Source organism: Pseudomonas sp. EL_65y_Pfl2_R96, from assembly GCF_963970905.1.
Lineage (GTDB): Bacteria > Pseudomonadota > Gammaproteobacteria > Pseudomonadales > Pseudomonadaceae > Aquipseudomonas.
Genome location: NZ_CAXAQH010000011.1, coordinates 20,733 through 33,366 on the forward strand (window position 1 = coordinate 20,733; position 12,634 = coordinate 33,366).

General features: G+C 61.1%; 9 protein-coding genes. 2 read left to right on the plus strand and 7 right to left on the minus strand.

The annotated features are described in order from the left end of the window. The first annotated feature begins 37 nt into the window (after window positions 1–37). Window positions 38–541: a peptidylprolyl isomerase gene (locus AACY49_RS13590; RefSeq protein WP_320393957.1), complete on the plus strand. Its 504-nt coding sequence runs from the start codon at window positions 38–40 to the stop codon at window positions 539–541. Next, entirely contained in the window at window positions 538–1,290 is a 753-nt protein-coding gene (lpxH, locus tag AACY49_RS13595; protein WP_258700011.1) for a UDP-2,3-diacylglucosamine diphosphatase, read from the plus strand. The genes AACY49_RS13590 and lpxH overlap by 4 nt, the downstream gene beginning before the upstream one ends. 124 nt (window positions 1,291–1,414) lie before the next feature. On the opposite strand, the gene AACY49_RS13600 is transcribed toward lpxH, so the two are convergent. The 7 genes from AACY49_RS13600 to AACY49_RS13630 all read right to left on the minus strand — a co-directional run bounded on the left by AACY49_RS13600 (window position 1,415) and on the right by AACY49_RS13630 (window position 12,528). Beyond that, window positions 1,415–2,944, minus strand: a complete 1,530-nt coding sequence (locus tag AACY49_RS13600; RefSeq protein ID WP_258700010.1) for a DHA2 family efflux MFS transporter permease subunit — start codon at window positions 2,942–2,944, stop codon at window positions 1,415–1,417. A 79-nt stretch (window positions 2,945–3,023) separates the two neighbouring features. Then, complete coding sequence (locus AACY49_RS13605; RefSeq protein ID WP_339524389.1) at window positions 3,024–4,226, minus strand: efflux RND transporter periplasmic adaptor subunit; 1,203 nt, start codon at window positions 4,224–4,226, stop codon at window positions 3,024–3,026. Between the two features lie 15 nt (window positions 4,227–4,241). Further along, window positions 4,242–5,711, minus strand: coding sequence for an efflux transporter outer membrane subunit (locus AACY49_RS13610; protein WP_339524391.1), 1,470 nt, complete (start codon window positions 5,709–5,711; stop codon window positions 4,242–4,244). Next, a complete protein-coding gene (locus AACY49_RS13615) occupies window positions 5,701–6,180 on the minus strand; it encodes a MarR family winged helix-turn-helix transcriptional regulator (protein WP_339524393.1) in 480 nt (159 codons plus the stop codon). Before AACY49_RS13615 ends, AACY49_RS13610 begins: the two co-directional genes overlap by 11 nt. A gap of 240 nt (window positions 6,181–6,420) precedes the next feature. After that, entirely contained in the window at window positions 6,421–10,089 is a 3,669-nt protein-coding gene (locus AACY49_RS13620) for a translocation/assembly module TamB domain-containing protein (protein ID WP_339524394.1), read from the minus strand. Continuing rightward, window positions 10,086–11,813 carry an autotransporter assembly complex protein TamA gene (locus tag AACY49_RS13625; protein WP_339524395.1) on the minus strand — a complete coding sequence of 576 codons (1,728 nt, stop codon included), beginning with the start codon at window positions 11,811–11,813 and terminating at the stop codon, window positions 10,086–10,088. Before AACY49_RS13625 ends, AACY49_RS13620 begins: the two co-directional genes overlap by 4 nt. 64 nt (window positions 11,814–11,877) lie before the next feature. Then, complete coding sequence (locus AACY49_RS13630) at window positions 11,878–12,528, minus strand: GNAT family N-acetyltransferase (RefSeq protein ID WP_339524396.1); 651 nt, start codon at window positions 12,526–12,528, stop codon at window positions 11,878–11,880. Window positions 12,529–12,634 lie beyond the last annotated feature (106 nt).

Here is a 12,634-nt window from a genome sequence, read left to right on the forward strand (position 1 = left end):
CCCCGAAACCCACGAATTTCTTGAAAGAGTACCCATCATGACCCAAGTCAAACTGACCACCAACCATGGCGACATCGTCCTGGAACTGAACGCTGAAAAGGCACCGCTGACCGTTGCCAACTTCATCGAGTACGTTAAAGCCGGTCACTACGAAAACACTGTTTTCCACCGCGTCATCGGTAACTTCATGATCCAGGGCGGCGGTTTCGAGCCAGGCATGAAAGAAAAGAAAGACAAGCGTCCAAGCATCCAGAACGAAGCTGACAACGGCCTGCCGAACGTGAAGTACAGCGTGGCCATGGCCCGCACCATGGAGCCGCATTCGGCTTCCGCCCAGTTCTTCATCAACGTGGCTGACAACAGCTTCCTGAACCACAGCGCCAAAACCGTTCAGGGTTGGGGTTACGCCGTATTCGCCAAAGTAGTCGAAGGCACCGACGTGGTGGACAAGATCAAAGGCGTGGCCACGACTTCCAAAGCCGGCCACCAGGACGTACCCGCAGAAGACGTGATCATCGAGAAAGCCGAGATCATTGAGTGATACTGCTGATTTCAGACTTGCATCTGGAAGAGGAGCGCCCGGACATTACCCGGGCGTTTCTGGATTTGCTCGCTGGACGCGCCCGCTCAGCGAGTGCGCTGTACATCCTGGGCGACTTTTTCGAGGCGTGGATTGGCGACGATGCCATGACGCCGTTCCAGCGTTCCATCTGCCAGGCCCTGCGCGATCTCAGCGACAGCGGCACGGCCATTTTTCTGATGCACGGCAATCGCGACTTCATGCTCGGCAAGGCCTTCTGCAAAGCAGCCGGCTGTACCTTGCTCAAAGATCCGAGTGTCGTGCAGTTTTACGGCGAGCCGGTGCTGTTGATGCACGGCGACAGCCTCTGCACCCGCGACGAAGCGTATATGAAGCTGCGGCGCTACCTGCGTAACCCGATCACCCTGTTCATCCTGCGCCACCTGCCCTTGGGCACCCGGCATAAACTGGCGCGCAAGCTGCGCAGTGAAAGCCGTGCGCAGACGCGGATGAAGGCCAATGACATTGTCGATGTCACACCGGAAGAGATTCCACGGATCATGCAGCAATATGGCGTGAAAACCTTGATCCACGGCCATACCCATCGCCCGGCCATCCACAAGTTGCAGATTGGCGCGCAGGCTGCCAAACGCATTGTGTTGGGGGATTGGGATCGTCAGGGTTGGGCGTTGCAGGTGGATGAGCAAGGGTTTGCGCTGGCGCCGTTTGATTTCGCCCCGCCGCCACAACTCGCAGCACCCGCAAACTAACGGCCGAACACAAAACCCTTGTGGGAGCGAGCCTGCTCGCGAAAGCGGTGGATCAGTCAACAATGATGTTGAATATGCCACCGCATTCGCGAGCAGGCTCGCTCCCACAGGGATTGTGTTTGACTTAGTGACCGGCAGAAGCCGGCCCCGCCTTCGCCGCAAACGGCGGTTTCGCCAACCACACCAACAGAATCAACCCCATGAACGCCCACCCCAGCAACGTGAAGTAATCCACGGTGGAGAGCATGTACGCCTGACTGGTCAGCACATGATCCAGCTGTGCGTAGGCCGGATTGCCCGCACCGCCCAATGCATTCAAGGCATCCCGGGTCGCCGGCTCATAGGTGGTGATGCTTTCACTCAAATACGCATGGTGCTGATCGGCCCGGCGAATCCAGATCCAAGTGGTCAACGACGCCGCAAAACTACCGCCCAGGGTCCGCAGGAAAGTCGCGAGACCCGCGCCGTCGGCAATCTGGCTCGGCGGCAAGTCCGACATCAAAATGCTCAGGGTCGGCATGAAGAACAGCGCCACGCCGATGCCCATGAACAGCTGCACCAGCGCGATGTGCTGGAAGTCCACTTCGTTGGTAAACCCGGCACGCATGAAGCAACTCAAACCGATGCAGAGGAACGCGCCACCAGCCAGCAGCCGCAGGTCGAACCTGTGCGCATACTTGCCGACAAACGGCGACAGCAGCACCGGCAGAATGCCAATCGGTGCCACCGCCAGTCCGGCCCAGGTGGCCGTGTAGCCCATCTGGGTTTGCAGCCATTGCGGCAGGATCAGGTTAATGCCGAAGAACCCGGCGTAACCGCCCACCAGCACGATGGTACCGATGCGGAAGTTGCGGTAAGCGAACAGCCGCAGGTTGACCACCGGGTGTTTGTCGGTCATTTCCCAGATCACGAACACCGCCAGCGCAATCACTGAAATAGCCGCGCCGATGATGATGAAGTTCGATTCGAACCAGTCCAGGTCATTGCCCTTGTCGAGGATCACCTGCAATGCCCCGACACCGATGATCAACGTGATCAGTCCCACGTAATCCATCGGCTGGTAACTGGTCTCCACTGGACGCGCCTTGAGTTGCTGGCGCACCACCATCACCGCAAAGATCCCGATCGGCACGTTGATAAAGAAAATCCACGGCCAGCTGTAGCTGTCGGTAATCCAGCCGCCGAGGATGGGCCCTGCAATCGGCGCCACCACCGTGACCATCGCCAGCAACGCCAGGGCCATGCCGCGCCTTGCGGGCGGGTAGACCGCGATCAACAGCGTCTGGGTCATCGGGTACAACGGCCCGGCCACCAGGCCTTGAAGCACCCGAAAGCCGATCAGCTCCGGCATCGAGGTTGAGATACCGCACAGAAACGACGCCAGCACGAACAGCATCGTCGCCCAGAGAAACAACTTCACCTCACCGAAACGCCGGCTGAGCCAACCGGTCAGCGGCAGCGCGATAGCGTTGCTCACCGCAAACGAGGTGATCACCCAGGTGCCCTGCTCCGAACTCACGCCCAGGTTGCCGGAAATCGTCGGCAAGGCCACGTTGGCGATGGTGGTGTCGAGCACCTGCATAAAGGTCGCCAGCGACAGGCCGATGGTGCTGAGCAGCAAGCTGGGGGGCGAGAAAGAGGCGTTATTGCTCATCGCGAATCCTTTGGTGCTGAATTTTTTGGAGCGGGGCTCGCGCTGCGCCCGTTACAGGCGCAGCTGACGGATTGGCGAATCAGCGTTGCGCGGTTTTGCTGACCGCGGCGCTGTTGTCGTGGATCAACTGGGTGATCATCGCGTCGGCCTCGGCCAACTGACGGTCGTAGACGCTGGTGCTGAACGACGCCTTTTGCGGCGGCTGTTGCGCCAGCACCGGGCCGCTCTGGTCGCGCAGGTTCACAGCGACCTGAGTCGACAGGCCGACCCGCAATGGGTGTTTGGCCAGCTCTTCGGCATTGATGTGAATCCGCACCGGCACCCGCTGCACGATCTTGATCCAGTTACCGGTGGCGTTCTGCGCCGGCAGCAAGGCAAACGCGCTGCCGGTCCCGGCGCCGAGGCTGTCGATGGTGCCGCGGTATTTGACGTCGCCGCCGTAAACGTCGGCTTCGATGTCCACCGGCTGACCGATGCGCATGTCACGCAGCTGGGTTTCCTTGAAGTTGGCGTCGATCCACAGCTGATCCAGCGGGATCACCGCCATCAGCGCCGTGCCCGGCTGGACTCGCTGGCCGAGTTGCACGGTGCGTTTGGCGACATAACCGGTGACCGGCGCGATCAAGGTGCTGCGGGCGTTGTTCAGGTACGCCTGACGCAATTGCGCGGCGGCGGACATCACGTCCGGGTGCGAAGAAACCACGGTGTCATCGACCAGTGCGCTGGTGGTCTTGAGCTGTTGCTGGGCGTTGGCCAGGGCGTTTTGCGCCGAGGTCAGGTCATCGCGAGCGTGGGACAGTTCTTCCTGGGAAATCGCTCCGCCAGCGGCGAGGTTTTTCCGGCGATTGAAGTTGTCCTGAGCCTTTTGCACGTCGGCCTGCTGGGCATTGACCTGGGCTTTCATGCCGTCGACGTTGCTGTACAAACCGCGTACCTGGCGCACGGTGCGGGCCAGATTGGCCTGGGCACTTTGCAGGCCGACTTCGGCATCGTTCGGGTCGAAATTGACCAGCACCTGGCCTTCGTGAACCAGGTCGCCATCGTCGGCGCCGATGCTGACCACCGTGCCGGTGACCAGCGGGGTGATTTCCACCACGTTGCCGTTCACATAGGCGTCGTCGGTGCTTTCGCTCCAGCGACCGAAGAATTGGTGATAACCCCAGACGCCGGCTCCGGCAAAAATCACCATGATCGTCAGGACAAACAGCATCACTTTGCGCTTGCGCGGGTTGCTCGTGTCTTGAGTGTCGTCAGGGGTTGAAATTGTATTGGCAGTGGCCATGACAAGTACCTTGAATTAGTTGTGCTGCGTGGCTGGGGTTGCGTTGGCTGCGGTCAGGGTTTCGCCCTGAAAACCGCCACCCAGCGCCTGCATCAGTTGAATCGACAGGTCGATCTGCTCGGCATTCAGATTGGCCAGCTGACGCTGGGCCTGGAGCAATTGCTGCTCGATGCTGAGCACGTCCAGGTAATTCCCGATGCCGGAACCGTAGCGCTGGACCACGGTGTTGTAAGAATCCTGGGCAATGTCGGTGGCGTGTTGCTGGGCACCGATTTGCCGGCCGATATCGTGCAACTGGTTGATGGTGTTGCTGACATCACCCAGAGCGCTCACCAGGCTTTTGTTGTACTGCGCCACCGCGAGGTCGTAATCGGCGTCGCGGGAATCGAGGTCGGCACGCAGGCGGCCGCCGTCGAAAATCGGTACCGAGAGGGTTGGAGCGATGTTGAAGAAGCGACTGGCGGAACCGAACATCGCATCGCCTAGCAACGACTCGACACCGGCCGCCGCGCTCAGGTTGAGGTTGGGGTAGAACCGGGTCTTGGCCGCCGCGATGTTTTTGCTCGCCGCTTCAACCCGCCAGCGTGCCGCCACCAGGTCCGGGCGACGACCGAGCAATTCCGCAGGCAACACCGACGGCAACGCGACTGCACTGGCCTGAAGGACTTGCGGTCGGGCGATTTCATTGCCGCGATCCGGGCCTTTGCCCAGCAGCACCGCCAAGGCGATTTTCGCGCTTTGCAGGCGTTTCTCGGCGTCGATCAGGCTGGCTTCGGCGCTGGCTTCCAGGCTTTCGGTCTGCTGGAACTGGTACTGACTGTCGATCCCCGAACTCAGGCGACGCTGGCTGAGGTCGAGCATTTGCTTGGTGCGTTTGAGGTCTTCGCTGGCCAGGTCATGGATGACGTGCGCCTGCCCCAGATCGCTGTAGGCACGGGCGACTTCGGCAGACAAGGTCAACTGCGCCGCCTGCTGATCGACTTCGGCGGCACGGGCCTGGCCCAATGCGGCTTCCCAGGCGTCGCGCTGACCACCCCAGAGGTCGAAGGTGTAATTGAAGCTGGCGCCGAGATTACGCACGGTGGAATACGTTCCACCCTGCCCGCTCGGGTCCTGATCGCGAGCCAGACGCGAACGGCTGACACCGGCGCTGGCATCGAGGGTCGGCATGCGCGCGGCGTCGGCGGCATAGGCGGCAGCGCTGGCCTGGTGAGCGCGGGCGTCGGCGATTTGCATGTCGGGGCTGTCGTGCAGGGCTTCGCGGATCAGGCCGTTGAGCTGCGGGTCGCCGAGGCTTTTCCACCAGTCGCTTTTTGGCCAAGCCGCGGGCGACAGGGTCACGCCGTTGAGGGATTGCCCGGCCTTGAGATTTTTCGCATCGAGGCTGACGCCTTCGGTGGTCAGGCCGCTGTAGCTGGCGCAGCCGGCGAGGCTCATGGCCAACAGCACCAGGCTCAGGCCGCTACGCAGGCTTTTACTGTTCATTGCCACCTACCCGCAGCAAGGTGATCGAGTCACCCGCCGCTACCAGAATTTTCTTCAGGATCTTTTCCAGGGTTTTCAATTCTTCCGGGGTGATGGCGCCAGCCAGTTCGTTCATGGCATCGGCGCCGATCTGCGGCAGCTGGTCAGTCAACTGCTGGCCTTGTTCGGTCAGCATCAGTTGCACCTGACGGCGGTCTGCCTCGGAGCGTTGGCGGGCAAGGAAACCTTTCTGTTCCAGACGATCGAGCATGCGGGTCATCGAACCGCTGTCCAGCGACAAGTGACGGCACAGCTCGGCCGGGGTATCGACGCCGAACTGGGCCATGATGATCAGCACTTTGAACTGCGCGGCGGTGATGCCGTGGGGTTCCATGTGCGTGTCGATGATCCGGTCCTTGAGCAGCGCGGCGCGGCCGAGCAAGAGGCCGAGATGGCAATTATGGAAATCGTATGAGGAGAAATGTTTCATCTGACCACCAATTAGCTGCCTAGGCAGTGAATGTATGTCGAGATATTACTGCCTAGGCAGCCAATGTCAACGCAATAGTTAGGCTGCTTTGTATTTAGCTGATAAACGGGGCCGGATTATGCGGTGGACGCTCTGACGCCATCGCGGGCAAGCCCGCTCCCACAGGGATCACACTGAACCTTGTGGGAGCGGGCTTGCCCGCGATTGGGGGCGACGCGGTATCTGGAAGGGAAAGCGGGGTTAGAAATCCCGCTTGTAGAAGATGTCCAGCGAACTGGCCACGCCGCTGGCGGCTTCGAGGTAGACCTTTTTGCTCAGCTTGTAGCGCAAGGCGATGGTGTTGGCTGGTTCGAACACCCCAACCCCATAACGCAAGCTGAGTTTTTCCGAAATATTGCCGCTGGCCACCACCGCGGTGTTAGTACCGCTGCCCTGAGTATCGAGCTGGAAGTCCTGAATGCCCAGATCCTTGGCCAAGCCGCTGGTCACGCCGGAGCTGCCCATCAAGCCCAACCCGAGGGCGGCCTGGGCGAGCATGTTGTTGTCTTCACCCGTGGTGCTCAGCGGACGCCCCAGCACCAGATAGGACAACGCCTGCTCCTGACTCATCGCCGGTTCGGAAAAGATCTGCGTGGTCGGCTGCTCGGCACTGCCACTCAGGCGAATGCCGGCGATCACGTCGTCGGTCTGGCGAATCGCTTCGATATCGAGGTACGGCTGATCGATGGGGCCGGCAAACAACAGACGCGCCCGGCGCACCGTCAGCCGCTGACCGTAGGCGCGATAACGCCCGTCGTTGAGCCACAGCTCGCCTCGGGTGTCCATGTTGTCGCCGATGTGCACATGGCCTTGCAGATTGGCGGTCAGGCCGAACCCGGCAAAGCTGAGTTTGTCTTCCCCGACCACCACATCGACGTCCATCGCCATGGCCATCGGCGGCTTGCCCTCTTCGGTCTGCTGACCGACGATCACCGTGTCATCGGAGACCTTGACCGTCGACGGCGGCAACTCGCGCACGGTAATTTCGCCCTTGGGCACCAGCACCTTGCCGACGACCGCCAGTTTGTCGTCCTTCATGGAGATTTTCAGGTCCGGTGCCATTTCCAGCTTGGCATAAGGCTCGACCGTGACCGGCAACTGCGAACCTTTGAGCGCCAGATCCACGATCAATGCCTGCCCCCAGGCGATGTTGCCGTTCAGGCTGCCCTGCCCGGTCTTGCCGCTCTTCCAGCCGCCGTTCAACTGAACGGTTTCGCCGACAATCACGGCTTGAAGTTGCAAGGCCTCCAAATCCATCGGTAATTCAGAGCCGGAGATTTCGCCGTCACTGAGCAACAAGTTGCCGTTGACCAGCGGCGCCAGCAACCCGCCGGACAGCGTGCCACTGCCGTTCAAATGCCCGGTGAGTTTCTCGACCATCGGCACAAACGGCCGCGCCACCGACAAATCCAGACCACTGAGGCGGAACGAGCCGGTCAGCGGTTTGTTCTTCGGCAACGGGTTGATCTGCGCCTGAAGCATCAGCTCACCGAGCTTGCCGCCGACGAAGTTGAGGTCGGTGTCGATGCGTTTGGGCGTGAGCTTGCTGGTAAGTTTCAGGGTCTGGTACGGGAAGTCCAGCCATTGCTCCTTTTCCTTCATGCGCAATGTGCCGCCGCTGGCATCGACGCTGATCTGGCCATTCGGGCCACTGGCCGGCACGTCCAGTTGCAGGTCGGCGTTGAGCTTGCCCTGCCAGGCGAAATCCTTCGGCAACCATTGCGCCAGGCTGTCGATGGGGAATTGCTTGAGGTGGTAACGCAGCTTCGGCTCAGGCATCAAGCGCTGATCTTCGCCGCACAGGCTGGCCGGGCCGGACATCCAGCAATGGGCGCCGAAATTGATTTTGCCGTCCGCCAGCCGCTCAAGTTTCGCCGGACTTTGCAGCTTCCAGTCCTGACCGCCGGCCTGGATATCGCCGCTGGCCAGACGCCCGCGCCAGTTGCCCTTATCCAGCGTGCCGTCAAGACCAAGGGCCAGTTTCAGCTTCGGCCCTTGCAGGTCGAGCATCAGTTTCTGGTTTTTGATGTCGCCCTGGCCGCTGGCGGTCAACGTGCCCAGTGATGTGTCGCCGGTCTGAATGCCGCTGCCCTTGAGGTCGACCTTCGCTCGCTGGGCGCTGTCGAGGGTGGCGTCCAGATTGAGGCTTTGCAGGCGGTTGTCTTCGAAAACCAGTTGCGTGCCTTGCAGGGCGAGCTTGCCTTGCGGTGCCTTGAGCGTGCCAGCGACATCGACCCGACCATTGAGCTGGCCGCGCAGTTGCGGCCAGAGCTGGGCCAGTCGCGGCAGCTTGATGTCGATCTGGCCGGCGAGTTTCTGTTGCAGGCTGCCCTTGCCATTGATGCTGTTGTCACCGAGGCGAATCTGCAACGCGCTGAGGTTCCATTGCTCGCCGCCGCCATCGGCCTTGGCTTGCAACACCGCCGGTTGCCCGCGCAGTTTGCCTTTCAGGTCCAGGTCGGCGGTCAGGCTGAGCGTTTCATTCTTCATTTCGCCTTTGCTGCGCAACGGGCCAGCCAACGTACCCGGCAACTCCGCGAGCCAGTACGCCGGGTTGATCGCCGAGAGGTCCAGCGCCGTATCCCAGGCGATACCATCGGCAAATTGCAGGTTCAGGTGCCCTTCGGCCTTGCCCTGCCCGGCTTCGAGCTTGAATTGCGGCAGATGGATTTGGCTCAGGTCGCCGCTGAGCGGGCTGTTCAGACTGAACGCCCCGGCCGGGCCATCCAGTGCGGCCTTGAAGTTACCGATGTAGTTGCCGTCGGTGTAGGAGACTTCACCGTTGAAGCTGCGCAGTGCCACTTGCGGCTCGTCGATCAGCGGATAGAGGCGATGCCACGGGAAATCCAGCCAGTCGATTTTTGCATCAGCGCTCAGGCCTTTGCTCCAGTCCACAAGCCCTGTGAGTTTGAGGCTTTGTTTGTCGTTGGCTGTCAGGTCAAGGGCGGCGATCTGCGCGCCCTTGGCGTCGACCTTGCCTTGCAGCAACAGCGCGACCGGGCCAAGCTCGGCGGGCAACGTGGCTTTGCCGAGCAACTGGTAGCCGTTTTTCAGGTCGCCGTCGCCGGTGAGCTCCAGTTGATTGAGTTGCAGGGTGTCCGGCAGATCGGCGCTGGCCTTGAAGCCGTCAGCGGTGATGCGCAATTTGGCCGGCAGGTTTTCCACCAGCGGTTGCAGTTCACCGGTGAGCTGCCCATTCAGGTAACCACTGCTGTCGGCTTTCAGCTTCAGGGTTTTCAGCAGGTCGCCGTCAACCTTCAAGGCCAGAGCCCAAGGCTCGGGAGCCGGCAGGGTCAGTTTGCCTTCGGCTGTGAGCGGCCAGTTGCCGCTCGGTTGCAACAGGCCGGACAGGTTCAGGCTCAGTTCATCACGCTGCAGGTTTACCGAGTCGATCTGCAAACCTTTGGCGGTCCAGTGCGCCGCCAGTTGCAGGCCTTTAAGTTCTTCGCTGCCGTTGAACAGCAGACGACCGACCTTGACGTCGCCCAATTCGATGGCCAGCGGCAACTTCAAGTCAGGGAGACTGATCGGCCCGCTGTTTTGCTCTTGCGCGCCGGGCGGGAATTGCAGGCTGACCTGCTCGGCCTGCAATTGCTCGATGCACAGCGTCATGCGCGTCAGGCACAGCGGCGACCAGGCGAAAATCGCTTGGTTCAGCTCAACCCGGCTGTTGTCCTGCTGCCACAGCAGATGGTCGGCGCTCCACTGCCCCCCCAAGCGTCCCTGGAAATTCTCAACGGTCAAACCCGGCACAAACCCGAGCGCCCAGCGGCTGCCCGTCGCCGTGCCCAGCACGGTGATCAAGGCCAGCACGACCAGTATCAGCAGCGCCGGGATCGCCAGCAGCGCTATTTTCAAACCACGCTTCACAGCTCAGGCCCCATGGAAAAGTGCAGTCGAATGCCGCCGTCGTCGTCCATCGCACGGGCCAGGTCGAGGCGAATCGGCCCCACCGGCGAGACCCAGCGTATGCCGACACCGACGCCGGTCTTGAGGTTCGGCAGTTCAAGGGTGTTGAAGGAGTTGCCCTGGTCGATAAAGGTTGCGACCCGCCATTTTTCGGCGATGGAATATTGATACTCGACGCTGCCGGCCACCATGTAACGGCCACCGATACGGTCGCCCTCAGAGTTCTCCGGGGACAGGCTCTGGTAGTCGTAACCGCGCACGCTCTGATCGCCACCGGCGAAGAAGCGTAGAGACGGCGGCACCGATTTGTAGCCATTGGTGGCGCTGCCGCCGACCTGCACCCGACCAAGGAAGCGGTGTTTGTCGAAGACCGTGGTCAGGCCTTTGACCAACGCCGTGCCGTAGATCAGGTTGGTGTCTGACCCCAACCCTTCCTTGGCGACTTTGGTTTCGAATTGCAGGCGATAGCCGTTATGCGGATCGATGCGGTTGTCGCTTTTCAGGTACGAATAGCTCACGCCGGGCATCAGCAAGGTACTGAGCCCCGAGTCGTCGCCGAGTGTGTATTCCTCGCGCTGCCACTTGAGCGACACCACCCGCTGCCAGCCGCTGGGCAACTTGCTGTGCCATTCGGGGCCGAGGGTCAGCAGTTTGCTCAGGGAATCGGTGCCAGCGATTTCTTCATATTGATAGCCAGCGGCCCAGCGCAGTTTGTCGGTCAGCGGTGGGTCCAGGGGAATGTCGTAAAACACCCCGACGTTCTGCCGCGGTGCCGACAGTTCGGCTTCCCAGCCATAGCTGTCGCCTTGCGGGTTGACCCAGTGCCGGGTCCAGTTGGCCTTGATTCGCGGGCCGACGTCGGTGGAAAACCCCAGACCCAAGCCTATGGTCCGAGGCTTGCGGGTGTCGAGTTTGACCGCCACCGGGATCACCTCGTCCCTGGACGCGGTCGGCGCCGCGTCGACGCGCACGCCTTCGAAATAACCGCTCGATTGCAGCGCCTGATTGAGTTCGGCGATCAGTTCGGAGTCATAGGGCGTACCGGCCTTGAACGGCACCATGCGTTGCAGCAGGTCTTCGTCGAACGGCGTGTCGCCTTCAAAACTGACCTTGCCCAGCGCATAACGCGGGCCGCTGTCGTAGATCAATTCGATGTCGGCGACGCCCGCACGCGGGTCCACCAACAGCTTCTGACGAGTGAAACGCCCACTGAAAAAACCGAAGCGCGAGGCCTGGTTCTGGATCAGCCGCTTGGCGTCTTCGTAACGGCCATGGTTAAGCACCGCGCCAGGCTTCAGCAGGTCGCCTTTCGGCACACGAAAGGATTTGAGGTCGGCCGCAGGCCCCTCGACACGCACCGTGACGTTGCGCAAATGGATCGGCTCGCCGGGATCGATGTTCAGCACCAGGCGCGGCGTCTTGCCGCCCTTTACGTCGCTGTCGATTTGCGGCTGGTAATACCCCAAGGCCTGGGCGGCCTTGCGCGCCTGTTCTTCGGCGCCGCGACTGAAGCGCAGCAAGGCTTCTTCATCGCGATCGCCGAGGCTACCGATATAGCCCTCTATATTGGCCTTCAGTTCATCGTTGGACGGTTTGATCCGCACATCCAATTCACTTTGTGCCAGCGCCGCGCAGCTGGATAACAGCATCAGCAGGCCGCTGGTCATTCTTCCTGGAAACTTCATGGCGCGGATGCTATCACGAGGCTGGGATCGTGATAGAGCCTGACCTGCCGCGAAAGTTCTACCTTTACGCCGTTGCTGTTTGTAACACCTGCGGGTTGGCGTGGAAAAACACGTGCTCACGAATCGGTCCTACGGCCACTTCGCCGATTTCCTCATAGCCCTGACGTTTATAGAACTCCAGATAACGAGGATTCCCGGTGTCGAGGATCACGCCCTGGGAGTGCTCATCGACCGCGCACCAGTTGTGCACCGCTTGCAGCAATTGTTCGCCAAAGTGCTTGCCCTGAAATTGCGGGTGAACCCCCAGCAATGGCAGGACGTGCACCGAGTCGGACGGCACGCACGCCATCACGGCCGCGTGGTATTCGAGGTAACGTCGGGTGCAGCGAAACCCGGTGCTGAGCACCATCCGCAGGCGCCAGGCCCAGCTTTCGGTGATGCCCAGGCGGCGTTGCGGCGGCGCGATCAGGGCGATGCCGATCAAGCGGTCATTCACCAGCAGGCCGATGGCCGGCAACTCCTGAAAAAAATGTTGTTTGACCAGTTCGCGCACCGTCGCCCGTACCCGCTGTTCATAACCGGGGCGTTCGGCTTCGAACAGGTAGCCGAACGTCGGCTCGTGCCGGTACGCCTGGTACAACAGGGAACGTGCTTCGCGGGAATAGCCGCTGTCGAGCATGTGAATATCGGCGGTGGCGGTCGAGGTTTCGGGCATAACGGCGGATCTCCCTGGGGCACAGCTCAGATGGCTGCGCTCTTCTTGGTACGAACCTTGGGGTGGCTTCACAGTTCCCCAGACAGGTATAGACCAAGCCAGGATC

Coding starts and splice junctions, on each gene's coding strand:
- AACY49_RS13605 (WP_339524389.1), bottom strand. CDS start 4,226: ATGGCCACTGCCAATACAATTTCAACCCCTGACGACACTCAAGACACG.
- AACY49_RS13625 (WP_339524395.1), bottom strand. CDS start 11,813: ATGAAGTTTCCAGGAAGAATGACCAGCGGCCTGCTGATGCTGTTATCC.
- AACY49_RS13615 (WP_339524393.1), bottom strand. CDS start 6,180: ATGAAACATTTCTCCTCATACGATTTCCATAATTGCCATCTCGGCCTC.
- AACY49_RS13590 (WP_320393957.1), top strand. CDS start 38: ATGACCCAAGTCAAACTGACCACCAACCATGGCGACATCGTCCTGGAA.
- AACY49_RS13610 (WP_339524391.1), bottom strand. CDS start 5,711: ATGAACAGTAAAAGCCTGCGTAGCGGCCTGAGCCTGGTGCTGTTGGCC.
- AACY49_RS13600 (WP_258700010.1), bottom strand. CDS start 2,944: ATGAGCAATAACGCCTCTTTCTCGCCCCCCAGCTTGCTGCTCAGCACC.
- AACY49_RS13630 (WP_339524396.1), bottom strand. CDS start 12,528: ATGCCCGAAACCTCGACCGCCACCGCCGATATTCACATGCTCGACAGC.